Annotated in this window: 16 protein-coding genes; 10 read left to right on the top strand and 6 right to left on the bottom strand. The window is 71.2% G+C overall.

What is annotated here, in order from left to right; translation table 11 throughout:
- Window positions 1–9: 9 nt before the first annotated feature.
- Window positions 10–1,161 carry an AAA family ATPase gene (locus tag ACWEN0_RS32045; RefSeq protein WP_451982008.1) on the bottom strand — a complete coding sequence of 384 codons (1,152 nt, stop codon included), beginning with the start codon at window positions 1,159–1,161 and terminating at the stop codon, window positions 10–12.
- Window positions 1,162–1,343: 182 nt separating this feature from the next.
- Between ACWEN0_RS32045 and ACWEN0_RS32040 the strand changes: the two genes are divergently transcribed.
- The 7 genes from ACWEN0_RS32040 to ACWEN0_RS32010 are packed head-to-tail and all read left to right on the top strand — an operon-like array spanning window position 1,344 to window position 10,360.
- Complete coding sequence (locus ACWEN0_RS32040) at window positions 1,344–3,329, top strand: fibronectin type III domain-containing protein (RefSeq protein WP_451982005.1); 1,986 nt, start codon at window positions 1,344–1,346, stop codon at window positions 3,327–3,329.
- On the top strand, window positions 3,304–4,194 hold the full coding sequence (locus tag ACWEN0_RS32035) for a carbohydrate ABC transporter permease (protein ID WP_451982002.1): 891 nt from the start codon (window positions 3,304–3,306) through the stop codon (window positions 4,192–4,194). Before ACWEN0_RS32040 ends, ACWEN0_RS32035 begins: the two co-directional genes overlap by 26 nt.
- 8 nt (window positions 4,195–4,202) lie before the next feature.
- The gene (locus ACWEN0_RS32030) at window positions 4,203–5,081 is read left to right on the top strand and encodes a carbohydrate ABC transporter permease (RefSeq protein ID WP_451981999.1); all 879 of its coding nucleotides are present in this window, start codon (window positions 4,203–4,205) and stop codon (window positions 5,079–5,081) included.
- The gene (locus ACWEN0_RS32025) at window positions 5,078–7,354 is read left to right on the top strand and encodes a glycosyl hydrolase family 95 catalytic domain-containing protein (protein WP_451981996.1); all 2,277 of its coding nucleotides are present in this window, start codon (window positions 5,078–5,080) and stop codon (window positions 7,352–7,354) included. The genes ACWEN0_RS32030 and ACWEN0_RS32025 overlap by 4 nt, the downstream gene beginning before the upstream one ends.
- Window positions 7,354–8,307 (top strand): acetylxylan esterase, encoded by a 954-nt coding sequence (locus ACWEN0_RS32020; protein WP_451981993.1) that lies wholly within the window; start codon window positions 7,354–7,356, stop codon window positions 8,305–8,307. The genes ACWEN0_RS32025 and ACWEN0_RS32020 overlap by 1 nt, the downstream gene beginning before the upstream one ends.
- Window positions 8,304–9,659, top strand: a complete 1,356-nt coding sequence (locus ACWEN0_RS32015; protein ID WP_451981990.1) for an ABC transporter substrate-binding protein — start codon at window positions 8,304–8,306, stop codon at window positions 9,657–9,659. The genes ACWEN0_RS32020 and ACWEN0_RS32015 overlap by 4 nt, the downstream gene beginning before the upstream one ends.
- Before the next feature lie 29 nt (window positions 9,660–9,688).
- Complete coding sequence (locus ACWEN0_RS32010; RefSeq protein WP_451981987.1) at window positions 9,689–10,360, top strand: GntR family transcriptional regulator; 672 nt, start codon at window positions 9,689–9,691, stop codon at window positions 10,358–10,360.
- Window positions 10,361–10,558: 198 nt separating this feature from the next.
- Here ACWEN0_RS32010 and ACWEN0_RS32005 read toward each other — a convergent pair whose 3' ends face one another.
- Together ACWEN0_RS32005 and ACWEN0_RS32000 are read right to left on the bottom strand one after the other, a co-directional pair.
- A complete protein-coding gene (locus ACWEN0_RS32005) occupies window positions 10,559–11,113 on the bottom strand; it encodes a snapalysin family zinc-dependent metalloprotease (protein ID WP_451981984.1) in 555 nt (184 codons plus the stop codon).
- A 175-nt stretch (window positions 11,114–11,288) separates the two neighbouring features.
- Window positions 11,289–11,780, bottom strand: a complete 492-nt coding sequence (locus ACWEN0_RS32000) for a winged helix-turn-helix transcriptional regulator (protein WP_451981981.1) — start codon at window positions 11,778–11,780, stop codon at window positions 11,289–11,291.
- A gap of 101 nt (window positions 11,781–11,881) precedes the next feature.
- Here ACWEN0_RS32000 and ACWEN0_RS31995 point away from each other — a divergent pair, with 101 nt between their 5' ends.
- The 3 genes from ACWEN0_RS31995 (at window position 11,882) to ACWEN0_RS31985 (ending at window position 14,625) form a co-directional block, all read left to right on the top strand.
- Entirely contained in the window at window positions 11,882–12,586 is a 705-nt protein-coding gene (locus ACWEN0_RS31995; RefSeq protein ID WP_451981978.1) for an SDR family oxidoreductase, read from the top strand.
- A gap of 213 nt (window positions 12,587–12,799) precedes the next feature.
- Window positions 12,800–13,363, top strand: coding sequence for a TetR/AcrR family transcriptional regulator (locus tag ACWEN0_RS31990; protein WP_451982256.1), 564 nt, complete (start codon window positions 12,800–12,802; stop codon window positions 13,361–13,363).
- A gap of 98 nt (window positions 13,364–13,461) precedes the next feature.
- Window positions 13,462–14,625 carry a cytochrome P450 gene (locus tag ACWEN0_RS31985; RefSeq protein ID WP_451982253.1) on the top strand — a complete coding sequence of 388 codons (1,164 nt, stop codon included), beginning with the start codon at window positions 13,462–13,464 and terminating at the stop codon, window positions 14,623–14,625.
- 103 nt (window positions 14,626–14,728) lie between these two features.
- Here ACWEN0_RS31985 and ACWEN0_RS31980 read toward each other — a convergent pair whose 3' ends face one another.
- Genes ACWEN0_RS31980 through ACWEN0_RS31970 form a run of 3 tightly spaced genes read right to left on the bottom strand, consistent with a single transcriptional unit; the run spans window position 14,729 to window position 22,990 of the window.
- Window positions 14,729–15,928: a hypothetical protein gene (locus tag ACWEN0_RS31980; RefSeq protein WP_451981975.1), complete on the bottom strand. Its 1,200-nt coding sequence runs from the start codon at window positions 15,926–15,928 to the stop codon at window positions 14,729–14,731.
- A gap of 19 nt (window positions 15,929–15,947) precedes the next feature.
- The gene (locus tag ACWEN0_RS31975) at window positions 15,948–19,811 is read right to left on the bottom strand and encodes a hypothetical protein (protein WP_451981972.1); all 3,864 of its coding nucleotides are present in this window, start codon (window positions 19,809–19,811) and stop codon (window positions 15,948–15,950) included.
- 11 nt (window positions 19,812–19,822) lie between these two features.
- The gene (locus ACWEN0_RS31970) at window positions 19,823–22,990 is read right to left on the bottom strand and encodes a hypothetical protein (protein ID WP_451981969.1); all 3,168 of its coding nucleotides are present in this window, start codon (window positions 22,988–22,990) and stop codon (window positions 19,823–19,825) included.
- Window positions 22,991–23,017 lie beyond the last annotated feature (27 nt).

Below are 23,017 nucleotides of genomic sequence, written 5' to 3'. Positions count from 1 at the left end.
GCTCCTCGGTCAGCGTTGGGGCCAGTGCCACGAAGGCCGGTCCAACCGCCCCTGGCCGAGCAGCTTCGTCTCGCCGTTCTGCTTCTCCAGCTCCACCGCCCCCACCTCCGCGACGTCGGTGAGGGCGCGGATCAGGGGCGATGCGTGCGAGACCACCACCACCTGGGTCTCCTTGGCCGCCGTCGCGATCAACGCCGCCAGAGCCGGCAGCAGGTCGGGGTGCAGCGACGTCTCCGGCTCGTTCAGTACCAGCAGCTCCGGGGGCCGCGGCGTCAGCAATGCCGCTACCCACAGCAGGAACCGCAGCGTGCCGTCCGACAGTTCCGCCGCCGACAGGGGGCGCAGGAGCCCGTGCTGGTGGAAGCGGACCGACAGCACCCCGTCCTGGGACTCCACCGCGAGCCGGGAGCCCGGGAACGCCGCGTCGACGAGGGACTCCAGGTCGGCTGCCCGGCCCACTTCGATGATCGTCCGCAGGGCCGAGGCCAGGTCCGCGCCGTCGTGGGAGAGGACGAACGTGCGGGTTCCCACCGCCGAGCGGCGGGCCGGGGCCGAAGCGTCCGTGCGGAAGTGGTCGTAGAAGCGCCATGAGCGGATCCGCTCCCGCACCACCAGCAGCTCCGGGCACGCGCGCGGGTCCGCGAACTCGCTCAGCATGCTGTCCGTCAGGCGGATCCGGTACCGGTCGGCGTCCCACGCGCCGGACGAGACCCGGGTGCGCACCGACGGGCCCGCGCGGTCGGCCAGCAGGGTGGCCGGGCGCAGCACGGGACCCGACCAGACGGCCTCCCGCTTGAACTCCGGATCCAGGTTGAACATCGTCTCGGCCGGCACCGGCAGGCCCAGGTCGAGCGCGTAGCCGAACTCGTCGCCCGCGAACCCCAGCCGCAGCCCGATCGACTTGGTGCGCACCGTGCCCTGGACCCGCGCGCCCGGTCGGGAGCCGTTTTCCGGACCCGCCCACAGCGTCGACGGCAGCCCGCCTTCGCGCGCCAACGCCGCCACCGCGCCGTTGCGGGACGCGTCCGCCAGCAGCCGCAGCGCGCGGTACAGGCTCGACTTGCCGCTGCCGTTCGGCCCGGTCACGACGGTCAGCCCGGACAGCGGCAGCACCAGGTCCCGCAGCGAACGGTAGTTCTCGACGGCCAGCGTGGTGAGCATGGCCCGAACCTAGCCGCCACCCCCGACACTTCCGGATTCGTCCGATCTCTGTCCGGCTCAGCCGTTGACATCCATGAACTCCAGCAGCCAGAATCTCCAACCGTCGATCCTATAGGATCCATGGTTTTGTCGAGATGAACCGTGGACCTCCGATGTCTGACACCGACCTCGAAGGAGTGGTCATGGCAGCACGCGGCAGACGGGCCCTGGGTGTCCTCGCCGGGCTGGGGGTGGTCGCGGGCCTGGCAGTGGCACCCCAAGCGGCCGTCGCCGAACCCCAGCCGGCAGCCCAGAAGCCCTACCTGGGCTGGAGCAGCTGGAGCCTGGAGTCGACGAACTACCCGGGCGTCAACCCGACCGGCCCGGCCAGCTGGCTCACCGAGGCCCACGTCCTCCGGCAGGCCGACGTCCTCGCCGCGAAGTTCAAGCAGCACGGCTACACCTACGTCAACATCGACGCCGGCTGGTCGAACGGCTTCGACGCGAACGCCCGCCCGGTGGTCAACCCCACGACCTTCCCGGACGGCATGAAGTACGTCGCCGACTACGTCCACAAGAAGGGCCTCAAGCTCGGCTCCTACCTCGCGGTCGGGCTCGACCTCAAGGCCTACGGCGACGGCAACTCGCCGATCGCGGGCACCACGAACTGCCACACCAAGGACCTCGTCTACCCCGACCTGCGCAAGACCAACGGCTGGGACTCCGCCTACAAGATCGACTTCACCAACCCGTGTGCCCAGTCCTACGTGGACTCGGTGGCGCAGCTGCTGGCCGGCTGGGGCGTCGACTTCCTCAAGCTCGACGGCGTCGGCCCCGGTTCCTTCAAGGGCGGCGAGAACTACACCAACACCGCCGACGTCGAGGCGTGGCACAAGGCCATCGCCAAGACGGGCCGTCCGATGGAGTTCGTCATCTCCTGGGCGCTGAGCCACCGCCAGGCCGACGTCTGGAAGGCCAACACCAACGGCTGGCGCGTCGACACGGACGTCGAGTGCTACTGCGACACCCTCGTGACCTGGAACAACTCGGTCAAGCAGCGCTGGAACGACGTCGTGCAGTGGATCCCCGACGCCGGCCCCGGGCACTGGAACAACCTCGACTCGCTCGACGTCGGCAACGGCAAGATGGACGGCATCACCCCGGCCGAACGCCAGAGCTACATGACGCTGTGGGCGATCGAAGCCGCGCCGCTCTACCTGGGCGACGACCTGACCCAGCTCGACGACTACGGCGTCAAGCTGCTCACCAACGACGAGGTCATCGCGGTCAACCAGGCCGGCATCCCGGCCAAGCCGGTGAGCCAGACGACCGACCAGCAGGTCTGGTACAACCGCAACGCCGACGGCAGCTACACGGTCGCGCTGTTCAACCTCGCCGCGGCGCCTGCCCACGTCGGCGCGGACCTCGCGCAGCTCGGCATCAATGGCCCGGTGCAGATCCGGGACCTGTGGGCGCACCAGGAGGTCGGCACCACCACCGCCGACCTGCCGGTGCACGGCTCGCGCCTGTTCAAGGTGACGCCGCGAGACCGCAACGCTCTCGCCGCCCCGGCCGTCGTGCACGGCACCGCGGCCACCGGCACCAGCGTCTCGCTCGCCTGGGACGCGTCGAAGGGCGCGCAGGACTACGACGTCTACGCCAACGGCAAGAAGCTGACCAGCACCGGTGAAGCAAAAGCCACGGTCACCGGCCTCCAGCCGTCGACGGGCTACGACTTCACGGTCGTCGCCAACCAGCGGTACGGCAAGCCGTCCGCGCCCAGCAGGAAGATCAGCGTGACGACACCGGCGGCCGACGGACCCCGGGCGTATGAAGCCGAGAACGGCAGTCCGCAAGGCGGCGCGACCGTCTACGACTGCCCCTGCTCGGGCGGCAAGAAGGTCGGCTACCTCGGCGGCAGCGGGTACGTCATCCTGCCGGCGGTCACCACCGCCAAAGCGGGCACCTACCTGCTGCAGCTGTCCTATGTAGACGGAGACTCCAGCCGGACGGGCATCGTCACGGTCAACGGGACGTCGTTCCCGCTGCCGGTCGCCGGCAGCAACGACAACGACTGGAACACGCCGCAGACCGTGACCGTCCCGGTGTACCTGCAGGCCGGGGCCAACACCGTCCAGATCGGCAACCAGGCCGGTTACGTCTATGACGTCGACAAGATCACCGTCTAGGGGCCGGGACGCGCCGATCGCGTGGCTGCTCGTCAGCCCCGCGCTCGGCGGGTTCGCGGTGTTCTTCGCCTACCCGACCCTGCGCGGGCTCTACCTCAGCTTCACCGAGTTCCACGTCCTCACCGAGCCGCGCTGGATCGGCCTGGGCAACTTCCAGGAGCTGGCCGGCGACGGCGAGTTCTGGCACTCCCTGCTCGTCACGGTCTACTTCGTCGCGCTGTCGGTGGTCCTGGGCGTGCTGGTTTCACTGGTCACGGCGGTGATCCTGCACCGGCTCGCGGTGTCGGCCACCGTCCGCGGGCTGATGATCCTGCCGTTCCTCATCTCCGGCGTGGTCACGGCGCTGGTCTGGTCGTGGATGCTCGACCCGCAGCTCGGCATCGTCAACATCCTGATCACGAAGGTCACCGGCGAGCCGGTGCTGTTCTTCGGCTCGGGGGCCTGGGCGGTGCCGACGCTGGCCGGGCTCAACATCTGGAAGTCCATGGGCTACAACGCGGTGCTGATCTTCGCCGGGCTGCAGACCATCCCGTCCACTGTGTACGAAGCGGGCCGGATCGACGGCGCGAGCGAGCTGCAGATGTTCCGGCGGCTCACCGTGCCGCTGCTGCGGCCGATCCTGGTGATGGTCGTGGTGCTGACGGTGATCAGCTCGTTCCAGATCTTCGACATCGTGCAGGTGACGACCAAGGGCGGGCCGGCGGACGCGTCGAAGGTGCTGCAGATGTACATCTACGACAAGGCGTTCGGCCAGTTCGACTTCGGCTACGCCGCGACCATGTCGCTGGCCCTGTTCGTGCTGCTGGCGGCCGTGACGTTCGCCCAGCTGAAGATGGCTCGCGCCGGCGAGTCCGACACCACCTAGGAGGGACCGTGCGCCGGAGCTCGCCGGGCCGGGTCGTCGCGTGGACGTACCTCGTGCTCGTCCTCGTCGTCACGATCTTCCCGTTCTACTGGATCGTGCGGACCGCGCTGTCGAACAACTACGCCCTGGCCACGGACCCGGCTTCGCCGCTGCCGGCCGGGTTCACGCTCGGCGCGTTCGAGCGGGCGCTCGGCCTGGCCGACCCGGCCGAGGCCGCGGCGCAGGGTGGCTCCGCGGCCTCGATCGACCTGCTCCGGTCGCTGCGGAACTCGGTGGTCTACGCGGTGCTGCTGACGATCTGCACGGTGTTCTTCTCCGCGCTGGCGGCGTTCGCGTTCTCGCGGCTGCGGTGGAAGGGCCGCAACGCCGTCTTCGCGGTGCTGCTGACCGCCCTGATGGTGCCGCAGGTACTGACCTTGCTGCCGAACTTCGTGCTGATCAAGGACCTCGGCCTGCTCAACAGCTTCGGCGGGATGATCCTGCCGACGGCGTTCTTCTCCGCGTTCAACATCTTCTTCCTGCGCCAGTTCATGCTCGGCCTCAGCACCGAGATCGAAGAGGCCGCGATCATCGACGGCGCCGGTCCGCTGCGCGTCTGCTTCCGGATCGTGCTGCCGATGAGCGCCGCGCCGCTCGCGACCCTGGCGCTGCTGACGTTCATCACCACCTGGAACGACTACCTGTGGCCGCTGCTGGTCACCAACGACGACACCGTCCGCCCGCTCACGCTGGCGCTCGCGGTGTTCAAGCAGTCCTCGCCGCAGGCGGCGCTGGACTGGGCCGGCCTGATGGCCGCCACGCTCGTCGCCGCGTTGCCGATGCTGCTGCTGTTCGTGGTGTTCGGCCGCCGGCTCGTCAATTCCATCGGCTTCACGGGGTTGAAATGACGGATCTCCTGCTCTCCTGGCCGCACCCGGCGGCCGACTGGACCGAAGCGGTGCCGGTCGGCAACGGCCGGCTCGGCGCGATGGTCTTCGGCGGCGCCGGCCGCACGCGGATCCAGGTCAACGACGCCACGGTCTGGTCCGGCACCCCGGACGGCCCGGCGGCCGCGCTGGCCGACGTCGACGCCGGCCCGGACCGGCTCGCCGAGGTGCGCGAGGCCGTGTTCGCGAAGGACTTCCGGCGCGCCCAAGACCTCCTGATGGAGTTCGAAGGCCCGTACAGCCAGGAGTTCCTGCCGTACGTGGACCTCTGGCTGACCCTCCCGGAAGGCACCTCGCACGGCCGGACCCTCAACCTCGACAACGGCGTCACCACGGAGCGGCTCACGATCGGCGGCCACGACGTCGAGCGGACGACGTGGGTGAGCCGGCCCGCCCAGGTGCTGTGCGTCGCGCTGTCCGGCGCGATCGACGTCGAGGTCGACCTGTCGACACCGTTGCGGGAGGTGTCGCGCGACGGCCTCGATCTCGGCGTCGAGATCCCGATCGACGGCGCGCCGCGGCACGAGCCGCAGGTCGCCGAGCCACTGCGGTACGGGACGGCCGAGGGGTACGACCCGTTCGGCGCGGTGTCCGTCCGGGTCGCCAGGACGGACACCGGAGTCTTGATCGTCCTGGCCAGCTCCACCAGCGCGTACGACGCCTGGATCGGCGACCGGCAGCACACCCGCGACGAGCACCGGCGCCGTGCGGCGGTCCTCGCCGAGCAGGCCGTCGAGACCGGAGTCGCGGAGTTGCGACGAGCGCACGAAGCTGACCTGCGTCCCCTGCTCGGCGCGTCGTCGCTCAGGATCGGCGAACGCCGGGGCGGCACCCACGACGTCGCCGAGCTGCTGTCCGGAAAGGACGAACAGCTCACCGCGACCGTGCTCTTCCAGTACGGGCGGTACCTCCTGGCCAGCGCGTCGCGGCCGGGCGCGCCGCCGGCGAACCTGCAGGGCATCTGGAACGACGACCTGCGTCCGGCCTGGTCGTCCAACTACACGGTCAACATCAACACCCAGATGAACTACTGGGCCGCCGAGACGACCGGGCTCGGCGAGTGCCACCTCCCGCTGTTCGACCTGCTCGGGAAGCTCGCGGTCACCGGCGCGGACGTCGCGCGCGAGCTGTACGGCGCCCGCGGCTGGGTGACCCACCACAACACCGACCCGTGGGGCTGGGCGCTGCCGGTCGGGATGGGGCACGGCAACCCGTCGTGGGCGATCTGGCAGCTGGGTGGCGCGTGGCTCGTGCAGCACGCCTGGGAGCACTACGACTTCACGCGCGACCACGCCTTCCTCGAAAAGACGGCGTGGCCGTTGTTGCGGGGCTGCGCGGAGTTCTGCCTGGACTGGCTCGTCGAACAGGACGGCTTTCTCGGGACGTGCCCGTCGACGTCGCCGGAGAACCTGTTCCTTTCCGAAGCCGGGACGAAGGAATCGCTCACGCACTCGGCGACCATGGACCTCGTCCTGATCCGCGCGGTGTTCGAGCGGAGCCTCGCCGCCGCCGAGACGCTCGGCGTCCACGACCCGGTCTGCGGCGAGATCGAGGCTGCCCTGCCGCGGTTGCGTCCGCTGCCGGTGCTGCCCGACGGGCGGCTGGGGGAGTGGGCGTCGGACCTCCCCGAAGCCGACCCCACGCATCGGCACATGTCGCACTTGGTGGCGCTGTACCCGCTCGGGCAGCTCGGCACCCCGGAACTGGCGGAGGCGGCGCGACGGGTGCTGGACCGCCGGGGGCCGGGGGCGATGGGCTGGTCGTGGGCCTGGAAGATCGCGCTGCGCGCCCGGCTCGGCGACGGCGAGACCGCGCGGAAGCTGCTCGGCGAAGGATCACAGCCGTTCACCGGCGACCGGCACCGCGACGCGCCGTTCGACGGCTCCGAGTGGGGCGGGCTGCTGCCGAACCTGTTCAGCACGCACCCGCCGTTCCAGATCGACGGCAACTACGGCTTCCCGGCCGCGCTCGCGGAACTGGTGCTGCAGAGCCAGAACGGCGTGGTCCAGCTGCTCCCCGCGCTGCCCGCGGACTGGCCTTCCGGCGAGGCGCGTGGCTTGCGCTGCCGCGGCGGGCTCGCGGCCGACGTCGAGTGGCGCGACGGCGAGCTGCGGTACGCCGTCCTGCGGCGGCTGTCCGGCGACCCGGCCGAGCCGGTCCGGGTCCGCTACCGCGGCCGCGAGACCGAGCTGCGGCTGCGGACCGGCGAATCGACCGTCCTGAAAGGACTGTGATGTTCACCGACCTCGGCCTCGACGCGCTGTGGGCGTACCGCAGCGACTACGTGGCGCCGCCGGACTTCGACGCGTTCTGGACGTCGACGCTCGACGAAGCCCGCGACCACGACCTCGCGCTGACCCTGACCCCGGTCGAAACGCCGTTGCGCACGCTCGACGTCTTCGACGTGACGTTCGCGGGGTTCGGCGGTCATCCGCAGCGGGCCTGGCTGCGGCAGCCGCGCGGGGTCGACGGGCCGCTGCCGGCGATCGTCCAGTTCCACGGCTACGGCGGCAGCCGGGGCAGCGCGCTGCAGGAGCTGCACTGGGCCTCCGCGGGATACGCGCACCTGCAGGTCGACGTGCGTGGCCAGGGTGGCGTGACGCCCGACCCGGTGGGCAGCGGACCGGCGTACCCCGGCCACCTGACCCGCGGCATCGAGAGCCGCGAAACCTACGTCTACCGGCGGATCTTCACCGACGCGGCCCGTGCGGTCGACGCGGTCCGGGCCCTGGACCACGTCGACCCGGCGCGGGTCGCGGTGCTCGGCAACAGCCAGGGTGGCGGCATCGCCCTCGCCGCGGCGGGCCTCGTCCCGGACGTCGCGGCCCTGCACGCGCAAGCCCCGTTCCTCTGCGACTTCCGGCGCGCCAGCCTGGTCGGCGGGGAACGGCCGTACGTCGAGCTGTCGCGGTACCTGGCCGACCACCGGGACGCCGTGGCGCGGGTGTTCGGCGTGCTGTCCTATTTCGACGGTGTCGGGTTCGCCTCGCGCGCGACAGCCCCGGCGTGGTTCAGCACCGGGCTGATGGACGGGATCGTGCCGCCGTCCACGGTGTTCGGCGCCTACCACGTCTACAAAGGACAGAAACAGCTCGCCGTCTGGGAGTACAACGGCCACGAAGCCGGCGGCCCCGACGACGTCCAGGCGGTACTCGAAGGATTCCGGCCCATTCTGGAGTTGACATGAAGTTGCGCACGCTCACCGCCGCCGGACTGGCGGCGACCCTCGGAGCGCTCGTGGCCGCCTGCGGAGGCGGCTCGGCGAGCGGCAGCGGGACCACCGTCAACTGGTGGACCTGGGACGACAAACAGGCGGCGGCGTACCAGACCTGCGCGTCGGGGTTCGAGAAGGCCAACCCCGGCACCACGGTGAAGATCACCCAGTACAACGTGGACGACTACTTCACCAAGCTGACCGCCGGGTTCGTCGGCGGGACCGCGCCGGACGCGTTCCAGAACAGCGTCCAGTACTTCCAGGCCTACGCCTCGCAGCACCAGCTGCTGCCCCTGGACGACCTGATCGGCCGGGACAAGTTCGACCTGAAGCGGTTCTCCGTCGGCGTCGACGCGTGGAAGTTCACCGACGGCAAGCAGTACGGGCTGCCGCTGGACTGGTCCGCGACCGGGCTGTACTACAACACCGACGTCATCACGAAAGCCGGATACACGCCTGCGGACATCGCGAAGCTGACCTGGAACCCCGACGACGGCGGGACGTTCGAAAAGGTCGCGGCACACCTGAGCGTCGACAAGAACGGCGTCCGGGGCGACCAGCCCGGGTTCGACAAGGACCACGTCGCCACCTACGGCACCGGGCAGCTCGCGTCGCGCGACTTCATCGGCGAGGCGACGTGGAGCTCGTTCGCCATGACCACCGGCTGGCGGCTGGCGGACAAGCCGTCGTGGCCGACGACGTTCAGCTACGCCGATCCGGTGTTCGCCAGGACGATGCGCTGGGTGCGGTCGCTGACCGACCGCGGCTTCGCGCCGAAGATCGGCACGTTCACCACCGGCGGCCAGGCGACCATCAGCGACGTCGACCTGCTCGGCTCGGGCAAGGTGGCGATGGAGACCGCGGGCTCGTGGTCGGCGGGCACGTTCGCCAAGCTGCCCGGGGTGAAGGTCGGCATCGCGCCGACGGTGCTCGGGCCGTCCGGCAAGCGCTCGGCGCTGTCGAACTCCAACGGCGACAACATCTGGGCCGGCACGAAGAACCCGGACCTGACCTGGAAGTGGGTCTCGTACATGGGCTCGCCGGAGTGCCAGTCGGCGGCGGGCGCGAGCGGCACGTTCTTCCCGTCGATCCCGGCGTCGATGGACGCGTCGGCGGCGGCGATGAAGGGCCAGGGCGTCGACCTGTCGGTGTTCACGACGATGATGAAGGACGGCTCGCTGGTCCCGGCGGTCGTCTACGGCAACGGCGCCGCCCTGCAGGACGCGGAACGTCCGCTGTTCGAGGCGTTCTTCGCGCACCAGCGCGACGACGACGTGTTCGCGGAGATGGCGTCGAAGAGCCGGGACGTGCTGGCCAAGCAGTAGCCTGTGCTCACGACGTGTGAAGGGGAGTCATGGTGGAGGGTCGGCGCCTCGAGGCCCTGCCGAGCAGGCAGGTGCTGGCCGACGGCGTCTACGAGCAGATCCGGGCGCTGATCATGAACGACGGCATCGAGCCCGGCGCGCGCGTGAACATCGACGAGATCGCGCGCGAGCTGGGCGTGTCGGGCACCCCGGTGCGTGAAGCGCTGGCGCGGCTGGAGTCCGAGGAGCTCGTCAGCCGGCTTCCGCTGCGCGGCTACCGCGTCACGGAACTGCTGAACCGCAAGGAAGTCGACGACATGTACGCGCTCCGGCTGCTGCTGGAGCCACCGTCGGCGGCCCTGGCGGCGGCCGCGATGTCGGACGCTCACGTGGCGGAGCTGGAGGCCGAGCTGGCGACGTGCCCGGCAGCCCCGGCGGAGGACGCGTACAGCGACTACAAGGCGCTGACCGCCCACGACGCCCGGCTGCACGAGCTGATCCTGCGCATGGCGGGCAACGCGGCGGTCGAGCAGGCGTTCGCGCGCACCCACTGCCACCTGCACTTCTTCCGGCTGAACTACAACCAGCCGTTCGGTGAGCAGACGATCTCGGAGCACCGCCTGATCGTCGACGCCCTGGTGGCCGGCAACGCGCAGGCGGCCCGAAAGGCGATGACCGACCACCTCGAAGTGGCCCGAGACCGCCTGCTCTCCCGCCTCTGACGTGCGCAGAGAGGCATCACCCGTGATTGAGGAGGCATCACGTGTGATTGAAGGGGCATCACGCTGATGCCCGCTCAATCACGCGTGATGCCCGTCTGATCACGTGTGATGCCCCGCCAATCACGTGTGATGCCTCGAATGCGAAGGCCGCACCGGGGACTTCCCGGTGCGGCCTCCCCCGACGACGTCGGATGCTGGTCACTTGACCGGCATCGTCACCTCGTAGATGCGCTTCGGCGTGGCCGCCGCGGAGCGGAACGCGCCCGACCAGAGGGACTCGACCTTGGCGGACTCGTCCGCGTTCGGGTTCGCGTTGGTGCAGGACGGGCCGGGGCCGCCGCCCGACATCAGCTCGGAGCACGGGCCTTCGTAGTGGTCCGGCAGGCCCAGCGCGTGCCCGGTTTCGTGGGCCGCGATGCGCGTCTGGTTGTACTGCTGGGCCTGCGTGTAGTCGATGAAGATCGTGCCGCTGCCGTGACCGTCGGTCTGGGCGTACGAACCCTGCGGGTCGTTGCCTTCCGTGTAGTGCAGTGTCGCGCCCGAGGAACGCTCTTCGAGCTTGACGTTCGACACCGCCGCGTTCCAGTTGGCCGCGCCGGCGTTGATCACGTCGCGGAAGGTGGGGGCGTCCGAGGTGTCGTAGTAGACGGTCGTGGCCGCGGCCGGGGCCGCGAGGGCCGGGGCGGCCGTCAGCGGCGTGGCGATCATCGCCAACGCGACGGCGGCGCCGGGCAGCAAGTACTTCCTGGACATCGGGACGACTCCTTGCCGTGGGGAATTTGCCGGGTTTGCGCGCGCTGGGTGTCGAACTTACGGAATCGCCCCGCGCTTGTGACCCGACTTTCGTACTGCACGGCGAACGGTGATTTACCAACCATTCGAAACCATTGACATGCGCAGCCGTGCATACGAGGATGCCCCGTTCGGCTTAACCGACCGGCTCCGCCAGCGGGATCTCGCCCTCGGTGAGCCACGAGCCACGCCACGCCAGATTGTCCCTGACCAGCGGTTTTCCGCACGCGTCGCACTTCTCGCCCGGGCGGGTCAGCTCGCCGCACGGCGTGTGGACCAGCTTCATGGGTCCGTACGCGCTCGCCGACGACGTGTGCGCGTCACCCCATGCGCCGAGCGCGTGCAGTACCGGCAACGCGTCCGAGCCGGCCTGTGTGAGGCGGTACTCGTGCCGGGTCCGGCCGCCGTCGCGGTAGGGGAGCTTCGTCAGCAGCCCGCGGTCGACGAGCTTGGCCAGCCGGGTCGTCAGCACGTTGTCGGCGATGCCGAGCTGTGCGCGGAAGTCCTCGAACCGGGTGGTGCCCGCGGTGGCGTTGCGCAGGATCAGCAACGTCCACGGCTCGGCGAGCACGTCGGCGGCCCGCGCGATCGGGCAGGAGGCGTCCTCCCAGGTGATGCGGCGGCTCATGGTGTGATCCCTCCTACCTGGCTTGCTCGGAGCAAGTCTACGCCGTACAGTCGGCCTCAGCTAGCTTGCAATGAGCAAGTCAGGTGCGAGAGGAGCTCGTCATGGAGATCACGGGTGCGGTGGCGCTGGTCACCGGAGCGAACCGGGGGCTCGGCCGGCAGTTCGCCGCCGCGCTGCTCGAGCGTGGCGCGGCGAAGGTCTACGCCGCCGCGCGCAATCCCGAGTCGGTCGACCTGCCGGGCGTGGTGCCGATCCGCCTCGACGTGACCGACCCGGAGTCGATCCGCGAGGCCGCGAAGATCGCGGGCGACGTCACGCTGCTGGTCAACAACGCCGGGTCGTCCACGGGGTCGTCGCTGCTCGGCGGCACCCTCGAGGACATCCGGCTGGAGATGGACACGCACTACTTCGGCACCCTCGCCGTGACGCGCGAGTTCGCGCCGATCCTCGAGCGCAACGGCGGCGGCGCGGTCCTCAACGTCCTTTCGGTGCTGTCCTGGATCACCGCGCCGCACCTCGCGGCGTACTCGGCGGCGAAGGCGGCGGCCTGGTCGCTGACCAACGCGCTGCGCCTGGAGCTGGCGCCGCAGAAGACGCAGGTGACCGCGCTGCACGTCGGCTACATGGACACGGAGATGGCCAAGCACGTCGAGGGGTCGAAGGTCGACCCGGCGCTCGCGGCGGGACTCGCCCTCGACGGCGTCGAGCAGGGCCGGTTCGAGGTGCTCGTCGACGACCTGAGCCGGAACGTCCGCGCCGGGCTGTCGGGCGACCTCGCGGGGCTGTACCCGGCGCTCGTCTCCTGAGTCCACTTCGGACGGTGTCGGCCGGCTGAACGGGTTCCTTCGAGAATTCTCGCGCGGCAGTTCGTGAACAACCGCTGACGCGACCGTTCCGGGGTCCTTTCGGGGACCCCGGAACACAGGTGGTTCCGCCCCGGGCGTATGAATGGGCGGGTGCCGGAGAACGTCGAAGCCGGAATCGGCCGAACGAGGAACCGCTGGGGCGAAGGCGAACGGCTGCGTGGCGAAATCCTCGCGGCGGCGGGCCGGTTGCTGGCCGAGCTCGGCGGCGAGGACGGACTGACGATCCGCGGTGTGGCGCGCGCGGTCGGCATCGCCCCGGCCAGCATCTACCAGCATTTTTCCGATCGTGCGGAATTGGTGCGCGGGCTGCTCGACCACGAATATGCGCGGCTGGCGGAATCGATGCGCGCGGCCGAGGAGTCACTGGGTGAATCCGATGTTGTCGGACGTGTTCGCGCGCAAATTCACGCTTACTGCGCCTTCGCGATGCGGAATCCGGGGCATTACCGACTGATGCTGGCGAACGGCGCGACGCGGTCGTCGCCGGACGCCCACCCGGAGGGGCCGCTGCTCGACGTGATCGAGCGCCTGACGGCGGGCTTCGAGCGCTGCGTCGAGGCCGGCCATGAGCTGCGCGTGACCCCGGGCCGCGCGGCCGCCGTGGTGTTCGTCGGCGCGCACGGCCGGGTCGCGTTGTTCCACAGCGCCTTGAACCGGACTGGCGCCGAGCTGGTGGAGCCGTTCGTCGACGAGTTGGTCTCGTTGGTCTTCGCCTGATCGGACTGTGGCGAAGCTCCGAAAATTTGCTTAGCATAGCTATGTAAATTTCCGGCAGCTTCGGGAGGTATCCGGTGGACGGCGTGCCCGCGTTTCCGATGACCCGGCGGTGTCCCTTCGACCCGCCCGCCGAGCTCGGCGAGCTGCCGCCCGTCTCCCGCGTGCGGCTCTGGAACGGCAGCACGCCGTGGCTGGTGACGCGCTACGACGACGTCCGCGCGGTGCTGCGCGACTCGCGGATCAGCGCCGACTCCGACCGGCCCGGCTACCCGCACCAGAGCGCCGCTTCGGCGGCCCGGCGCAAGCGCGCGAAGTCGTTCATCACCATGGACGGCGCCGAGCACGCGGCGCAGCGGCGCCTGCTCACCGGCGACTTCCTGGTGAAGAAGATGGAGGCGCTGCGCCCGGCGATCCAGCGCATCGTCGACGACCTGGTCGACGGGCTCCTGGCCGGCCCGAAGCCGGTCGACCTGGTGACGGCGTTCGCGCTGCCGGTGCCGTCGCTGGTGATCTGCGAGCTGCTCGGCGTCCCCTACGAGGACCGGGAGCTGTTCCAGGACATCACGAAGGTGATGGTGTCGCGGACCGCGACGCCGGAGGAAGCCGTCAAGGCCACCGAAGAGCTGCTCGCCTACCTCGGCGGCCTGGTCGAGCGGAAGGCCGCCGACCCGGGCGACGACGTGCTGAGCAAGCTGGCGGTGTCGCAGTACGCGACCGGCAAGATGTCCGCCGAAGACGTCGCGTCGATGGGCCAGCTGCTGCTGGTGGCGGGCCACGAGACGACGGCGAACATGATTTCGCTGGGCACGGTGGCGCTGCTGGAGCACCCGGACCAGCTCGAGCTGGTCCGCACCGGCGATGCCGGCCTGCTGCGGCGCGCGGTCGAAGAGTTGTTGCGGTACCTGAACATCACGCATTCCGGACGCCGCCGCGTCGCGGTCGAGGACCTGGAGGTCGGCGGCCAGCTGATCCGCGCGGGCGAGGGCGTCATCGCGGCGGGCGACGCCGCCAACCGCGACGACGCGGTGTTCGCCGAGCCGGACCGCCTGGACGTGACGCGCGAGGCCCGGCACCACGTCGCGTTCGGCTACGGCGTGCACCAGTGCCTCGGCCAGACGCTGGCGCGCGTGGAACTGCAGGTGGTCTACGGAACGCTGTACCGCCGCATCCCGGAGCTGCGGCTCGCGGTGCCGGTGGAGGAGCTGGCCTTCAAGGACGACATGCTGGTCTACGGGGTGCACTGCCTGCCGGTCACCTGGTGATCACAACGGCCGAGAGCCTCGCTCAGCCGAGCATGAAGGCTCGGCGCCGATGCTCCCCGAGACCCTGGCCGCCGCCCGTCGGCCAGGGTCAGCCGGACCGCCGTCAGCGGCCGCCGGCCGAACCCGCCCAGATCCCGTCGCCGGCGTACGAGGCCGAGTAGCCGAGCAGCGCCGCCAGGCCTTCCGTCAGCCCGCCGCACGACGCGACGCCGTTCGCGTTCGTGACCCCGGAACACAGGGTGCGGCCGCCCGCCGCGAACGTCACCGTGCGGCCCGGCACGCCAGGGCCGTACCGCGTGTCCGTCAAGGTCGCGCTCACCGCCGGCGAGCCCAGCCGGGCCGGCACGACGCTCAGCGACGTCGGGTCCGGCGCGGTCGAGAACAGCGACGCCGACGTGCGGAGCCCGCTCGGCGCCGGGGCGAACAGGTACTGCACGGCCGAGTCCGGCCCGGACGGCGCCGGGCAGCCCGCCCCGGTCGTCGTGACGTCGATCGCCGGGTCGGTCTGGTACCGGCCCGGTGCCGCGCCCACCGCGCGCGGCCAGCACACGAACTGGATCGACTGCGGCGGCGTCGGCGGCGGCGTGATCCGGGCCGGGCCGGTGCCGGTCAGGCCGTAGGACAGGCTCGGCCCGGCCAGTGCTGCACTGTCCACACCGGACAGAGTGACCTCGTGCGTCGCCGAGGTGGCGAACGGGTTGTACGCGCCGGTCTGCAGCACCGGCGCGTCGTCGGTGCCGGCCGCGGTGTCCCACAGGTACTGGACCTGGAACGTGTCGGTGCTCGACCCGGTGACCGTCGTCGTCACCTCGACACTCGAGTCGGCCACCGTGGTGCCGTGCACGACGACGTACTGGTCGATCTCCACCGAGCCGCTGTCGACGTAGGTCCACCAGTTCGTGTGGAACCCGGTCGTGCCGACCGCCGCGGTCGTCGGGCCGAGCGAGTCGAGCGCGACCTCCGACGCCGTCGTCAGGTACTGGCCCTGGACGTAGTCGACGTGCGAGGTCAGGTCCCGCACGGTCGTGAACGACGTGCCGGGCACGCCGCCGCCGAACAGCACGTCCCGGCCGGCGCCCGCCGGGTGGGCGGGCCCGGTCTGCACGGTGAACGAGCCGACGCCGAGCCCGCGCGCCTGCTGGAGGGACACGCGGAAGACGTCGTTGCCGAAGGTGGGCGTGGCGGCGAGCGCGGTGTGCGTTCGCGACTTCCACTGCGCCGGCGGCTCGGGTGCCGCCTGCGCCGGGACGGCCCCGGCCAGCAGCAGCGCCGCGACCGCGCACAGCAGTCCGGTTCGGTGCATCAGATCCTCCACAGTGGACTCAGAAGGTGAGGGCGTCGGCGTAGGCGAGCCGCGCGCCGCCCTGGCTCGGCTGTTCGGCTTCGGTCAGCACCAGGCGGAACGGGCGGCTCCCGCGCGGCGCGGGCAGCGCCACGGTGCCGGTCCAGCCGGTGGCGGACGCCGTCAGCACGACGGGCGCCCCGGTGGCCTGCCAGGCGACGTTCCCGCTCAGCGCCGGGTCGGCCACCTGCAGCTGCGCGCTCAGCTCGGTCGCGGGTGCCGGCATCGGCCCGGTCACCGTGAGCCGCACCGACGTCGGCGACGCGAACACCGCCGTCGCGACCCGGTCCGCCGACAGCTGCGCGAACTGCGCCTGCACCACCGCGGACAGCTCGACGTCGGGCACCGACACCGGCTGGTAGCGGGCCAGCGCCAGCCGGACGAACGGCGTGTACGGCGAAGGCTGCGGAGCCGCGAAGGTGATGTCGCAGAACCAAAGCTTGCGCTCGGCGTCGTAGCCGACGTCGTGCGGCGCGACGGCGACCGGCGACGCCACGCCTTCGACGAGCTTGAGCCCCGAGCGAGGGTGCACGGCCAGCGGGAAGTCGCCGACCTGCGGCGGCCGGGTGAACGCGGCCGACCGCCACGCCGGGTCCTGCGCCCAGTCGGTCACGTACCGGGTCAGGTCCGCCGGGACCGCCGGGCCGTCGGCCAGGAGCACGCCGAGCTGTTCGCCGTCGCCGGAGGAGAACCACGGCCGGTTCAGGAACACCCGCAGGCCGTTGCCGCGCCGGGTGCTCGTCACCTGCGACGCCGTCGTCTCCGTCGTCCAGCCGAACGTCGGCACGACGTAGGCGACGTCCGGCACGGCCGGCCGCGCGGTGCTCGGGACGTCGATCGTCAGCGCCGCACCCGCCCGCGTGATCGGCGGCGGCACGTAGGCGACCTCGACCGACGCGGGCGCCGGAGCGGCGCGCCACGTGATCGTGCCCTGCCCGTAGTCGACGTCGTAGTCGGTGCCGCGGACGTAGGTCGTCGCGTTCGCCCGGACGACGTCCGACGCGGGCACGATGCCGCCCCTGTCCACGACGATCGGCGACGAGGCCGGCTTGACCGTGGCGCGCTGCAGGAAGTACTCGGCGAACCGGGACGTGCCGATCGGCGTGTACCGCACGCTGCGGTACTTCGTGTCGTGGAACTCGTGCCGCTCGTCGAGCGGGAGCACCGGGCCCGCCGGGTCGTCCGGCTGCGCCACCACGCCGAACGCCGCCGCGGCGCCCGCTCTCGGTGCCGGGGCGGGCAGGGTGACGTCGTCGATCTGCTCGCTCCACGCGGCCTGCAGGTCGATGCGGCTGGTGCTCGGCCGGTCGAACGTGAGCCGGTCGACGATCCGGGCGGACGTTTCGCCGGGCTTGCGCACCGCGACCGGCTTCCCCAGCGCGGGCGTGGTGAGCGGCTGCTTGATCGCGTGGACCAGCGTCAGCGTGCGGAACGGCGTCAGCTGCCAGAGCCGGCCCTGCCGGGCCAGTGCCCGCAGGGAGTCGAGCGTCGTCCCGGCCGGGAGCGTCACCGTGCCCGCGGCGACCGCGTCCGCCAGCCACTTCCACGGCCCGAGCAGGTCGATGTCGGCGTCGGCGAGGACGCTGCTGTAGTTCACTTCGAACGTCCGGCCCTTCGGGACCTGCACGGTCAGCACCCGGAACAGCGGGTCGAACTTCGGCTTTCCGGTGCCCTCGACCATCCGCAGCCGGAACGGCCGGTAGTCCGGCCAGGTCCCCAGCAGCGGCACGGGATCGAAGTCCCCGGTGACGACCTCGCCGTCGGCCGTGCCGGGCAGCCCGGCGAACGCGGCGCCACGGCTGAGCACGTCCGGCAGGTAGGGCAGGGTCAGCTGGTCGGTGTCGTAGTACGGGATGCCGTAGCCGCCGCTGTCGGGCGTGCCGCCCTGGTCGAACGAGCCGGTGTCCTTCTGCTTGATCCGGCCGTACGCGAGCTTGTTCATCACCGGCGGGGTCAGCAGGGTCGCCGGCAGGTCGAACAGGCCGTGCTGCTCGGCCAGCAGCTCCGCGATCCGGACCGGCGCGAGGTGCCGCTGGCAGTCGGCGGTCGCGGCGGTGTCGAAGTTGCTGCGGATCACCAGCCGCTCCGCCGACTCGCCTTCGGTGCGGGGTTTGCGGAACAGCACGTGCGGCGAGACGACCGGCTCGAACCGCGTGTACTTCTGCGGCGCGGTCGCCCCGGCGTCGCCGGGCACGTCGGCGAGGGCCGGGCCGTTGCCCGCGAGGTCGGCCGTCCGCGCGCGGAAGCGGTAGGAGCGGCCGAACCGCAGCCGCGGCAGGCTGCCCGGCACGGCCTTGAACTTCACGCCGAGCGGGAACGCCGGGTCGGGCTCGGTGCCGTCGCCCGCGACGAGCGCGCCGTCGTCCGCGACGGCCTTGCCCGGGCGCGGCGCGACCAGGCTGTAGCCGCTCCACCGGGCCAGGGACTCGTGGAGGAACACCGTCTGCGTCGGGTCGTCCGGCTGGGTCGTGTGCGCGGTCGTGACGACGCCTTCGTCGGCGGCGGTGACCGCGGTACCGGCCACGGTGTAGGTGCCCTGGCGCCGGCAGAGGCTGTGCCAGCTCTTCGTGACGTCGTCCCAGACGTCGAAGCGCAGCCCGCGGGTCAGGTCCTCAGCGCTCGCCGACGCACCGTTCGCCAGCTTGTCCGCCTGGTCCACCGCGCCCCAGATCCGCTTGGCCCGCCCGGTTTCGGTGATCGAGAAGCCGTTGCTCTGCAACGCGGGTGGCGCGGCGGTGTCCGGCGCGTCGGACGAGGGCCGCCCGACGCCGCCGAACGGGTCGAGCCGCGCGACGCTCTCGCCGAAGCCGAGCAGCTTCACCGCGGCCGAGTCGGGGTCGACCTCGGTGACGTCGAAGTCCGGGCCGCCCAGCTGCAGGAGGCCGCCGGCGAGCAGCGGCGTGCGGGCGTTCGCCGTGAACGTCGTCGCGGTGACCGTGCAGTCGGTCCGCTGGGCGGTCACCTGCGTGCCGGGCCGGACCGGGGTGACCGTCACCCAGGTCGGCCCGCTCGGCAGCGGGTCCGGCAGCGGAATGCGCAGGTCGCGGACCAGGCCGAACTTCCGCAGCAGGGCCGGGTACTGGCCGAGCGAGCCGACGACCGAGTGGAAGTTCGGCGGTTCCGGGACGGCCGCGGCTCGGAACGCGTCACCCGCGAAGTTCACGACGTGCGGGCGGGCGGCGGCGGGCCGGCCGTGGAAGTGTTCCGAGAGCAGGAAGTCGAGCTGCTGGTCGCTCAGGCCGTGGGAGTCCCGGATCTGACGCAGCGCCGGGTCGTCGCGGTCGATGAACTTGGCGTAGAAGAAGTACAGCGCCAGGTCGCCCGTGACCGCCGCCTTCGTCGACGGCGAGATCCACGTGTCGTGCAGCCGGTACCGGCTCCGCGGGCCGCACCGGTTCCCGCTCACCCGCACGCCTTGCTGCGGCGCGCCGAGGTAGTCGGTGATCGTCGGGTGCGTGGTCGGGTTGTTCGCCGCCATCAGCGCGTACTGGTCGCGGACGAAGTTGCGCACGTTGCGCACCGGGTAGGACCGGACGAACGTCTTGGCCGGCGGCATCGGCGGCGCGGTCGCCGCCCCGACGGCCGAGGTGCCGGCGAAGAGCTTCTTCCACAGGTCGGACCGCAGGTCCTGCGGCAGCTTCTCGGCACGGGTGACCGCGCCGCCGAGCGAGACGTCGAACTCGACCGCGGCGGCGGGCCAGTCGAGCCAGTCGGGGAACGCGGACAGGGTGTCCGCGCCGGTCAACCGCGGGGACAGGAACGCCGACAGGTAAAGGAAAGTCTTGCCCTGCTCGGTCCGCACGCCGTTGGGCAGGGCGGTGCTCAGGATCGTCTGGGTGGCCATCACTCGTCTCCTCAGGCCGCGAACGCGTCGCAGTAGGTGTTCCAGTCGTCCTGGCTCATCTGGTCGCCGAAGGACGGCGGACCGCCGGCGGGCAGCGCGGCCGCGTCGCGGGCGGCGAGCGACGAAGAACCGGGACCGGCGAAGGACTTGTGCACGGTGAGCGTGACCGACTTCGAGAAGAACAGGATGTCGATCTCGACGGTCAGCGACGCCTCGCCTTCGACGAGGTTCTTCCCGCCGCCGCCGGTGTAGCTCAGCGCCAGGTAGAACTCGGCCGAAATGGTGATCAGGCCGAGGACGTTGAGCGAGCCGTTCGCCCGGACGTACCCGGTGAGCGTGATCTCGTCGTGCCCTTCGCCGCCCGAGGGCGGGGCCGGCAGGCGCTCGAGCTTGAAGTAGATCCCGGCCATCACCGAGACCGACCCGCTGGCGACCCCGAGGTTGAACGCGACCGCGCCGCCGAACTCGATCGACGCCTCCACCAGCTCGAAGCCGTCGGTGCCCAGCGCCAGCGCGAAGAACCCGCCACCGCCGAACAGCGACACGGTGAGCGTGAACGGGTGCTCCCGGCTGCAGAACGCGAACCGCGCCCGGGCCGGCGAGCCGTCGAACGGGATGGACAACGCGGCGCTGAACGCCAGGTGCTGCAACGCGAACACGCCGATGCCGACGTCCGGGATGGCGAGGGTGTAGCCCGCCGTGATGCCGGACGGCCGCACGTCGATGCCCAGGCCCTTGCCGGTGCTGACCAGGAACTGCTGCAGGGTGTTGACGAACTTCAGCGGGCCCTCGAAGTCGATCCGGTCCAGCTCGACGTGGATCACCGGCTTCGCGCCGTCGTGCTGCTCGAAGGCGAACCGGCGGAAGGTGAGCTTGATGAACGACAGCTGGTCGTCGTCGCCCTTCACCAGCTCGATCGCGAAGTTGCGCAGGTCGCCCCTGATCGTCGACGTCGTGGTGACGCCGCTCGTGCCGAAGGTGGTGCGGTTCTCCCCGTGCAGGGTCAGCGTCGCGTGCGTGCCGTCGTCGAGGACCGGGTGGAAGACGCCGGCGGTGAGCTTGTCCGGCAGCTTCGGCTGCCAGTCGAGGACCGTCGTGACGGCGGTCGGCGGCAGGTCCCTGCCGTTGGCGTACTCCGGGGTGGTGACGATCTTGGGCGCGTTCTCGATCGGCAGCGCGGGCGGCTTCGGCGCGTCCGGGTCGAACCCGAGGACCTCGGCGAGGCTGAGCCCGCCGAGCAGCTTCGCGGTCGCCGGGAAGAAGGTGCCGGGGTTGAACGACCCGGTTTTCGCGATGTCGCCGATCGCGGCCGCGGGCCCGGACAGCGGGCCGAGCGACCGCGACAGGCCGCGGATGTCGAGGTCCGGCGCGGCGATCCCGCCGAGCTGCGCGACCTGCTGCCCGAACTTCGCCGTCACGGCTTCGACGGAGGGCAGCGGGTTCTGGGCGGTGATCGCCTGCACCAGCCGGCCGACGTCGGCGACGGTCGGGCTGACCCGCGCGAACAGCTCGCCCTTCACGGCTTCGAAGGAACCCGTGACGTAGTCCGGGTCGTAGCCGATGGTGGTGGCGAGTTCCCGCCCGCCGGCGAGCGCCTCGACCGCGGGCATCCGGATCTCGGCGGCCAGCATCTGCGGCGCGAACCCGGCCTCGCCGGCCTGCACGCGCAGCTTCACGTTGAGGTGCAGGCGAAGCGCCGGGAACGTGGTGGTGCGCGGGGGATCGGCCGCCAGGCCGGCCGCGGCGGGCACGGGCCCGAAGGCGACCTTCTGCCCGCCCAGCTCGTGGGTGCGGCGCGGGTGGACGGTTTCGAACTGGTTCGGGTCCGCTTGGGCCTGCAACGCGGTCAGCACCGCGGGTTTCGTGGCGTCGTCCTCGTAGACGAACGCGACGTGCGCGACCGAGTCGATCCGGTTGCCGGCCCAGTCGACGGCGACGATCGGCACCGGGACGTCGACGACGTCCGTGCCGAGCTGGTACTGCACCCAGAACGCGTCGGTGCTCCCGATGCGTTCGCGGTTCGCGGCGAGGTTCGGGGTGGTGGTCATCGCGATCTCGACCGACCGGAACGGCAACCCGTTGTCCTCGAAGAACTTCACCGGTTCCTGGATCCGCACGAACTGGCGGCGCAGAAGCCGCGCGGCACCGCCCGCGATGGTGCGCTCGGTCTCCGTGATCAGCGTCGCCTTGTGACCGTGGGGGAAGAGGAAGCCCCGCTCCTCGATGCGCACGTAGTTGTCGCGGCCCAGCGCCGAGCGGTGCCGCCAGCCGGCGAGCGTGCCCTCGGCCCACCTGCCCTCCAGTTCGAGGGACGAGCCCAGTGCCGAGAGCAGGACGAGGTCGCCCCGGACCGCGCCGCGCGTGTTCGACTGCGTGACGATGTCGGTGAGCGTCTGCGGCCGGCTGAGCAGGTCGTCGAACCGCGGGTCGTCCGGGGTGTCGGCGGCGACCGCCCGGATCTCGGCCGGGCCCAGCAACGGGTCCGGGCGGCCGAAGTCGTCACGCGGGGCCAGGCGGGTGTGCCACAGCTCGGTACGGCCCGCCGACGTCACCGGGTGCGTGACGTGCGCCCACGACGCGTACTGCTCGGGCGTCAGGTGCAGCCAGTCGACCAGCAGCAGGTCGCTGGTCAGCTGGTCCGGCGGCGCCGGAGCGGTCTTCGGCACGACCCGCATCACCCACGCCGGCCAGGCGAGCAGGCCTTCTTCGGTGTAGGGCAGTTCCTTCACCGTCGACGGCATGAGGAACGCGATCCGGCTCGGGCCGGCCGCGCGGGTGGCGATGGAGCCGGGGGCGGGCAGGTTCGCCGGCGGGTTCCCGTTCGGGTCGGAGACGTACGTCGTCTCCTCCATCAGGTGCTGGCTGTCGAAGTGGACGACGATCACCGACTGCGCGCCCGCGTCGACCGGCACCAGCTTCGGCGGCCCCGCGGCGGTCGAGCGGCGCAGGTTGAAGAATTCGAAGCGCAGCTTGAGCATGTCTTCGCGGCGCAGCAGGTCGAGCGTGAGATCCGGCGTCGCGTCGGCGGCGAGGACGGCCTGCGGCGGCGAGTCCCCGGGCAGGTTCGCCAGCAGCAGGGCGGCGCCGCCCGCGGCGAGGATCGTGCGGCGGCCGACGTCGCGCTGCCAGACGGGTCTCGGCGGGACGTCTTCGGTGGCGTGCGGAGCGGGTTCGGGCATGGCTGAGGACCTCCCGGAGCGAACTGA

The organism is Amycolatopsis sp. NPDC004378, assembly GCF_053602455.1.
The sequence above is the reverse complement of the archived record's forward strand: the minus strand, read 5'-3'. Positions and strand labels throughout refer to the sequence as shown.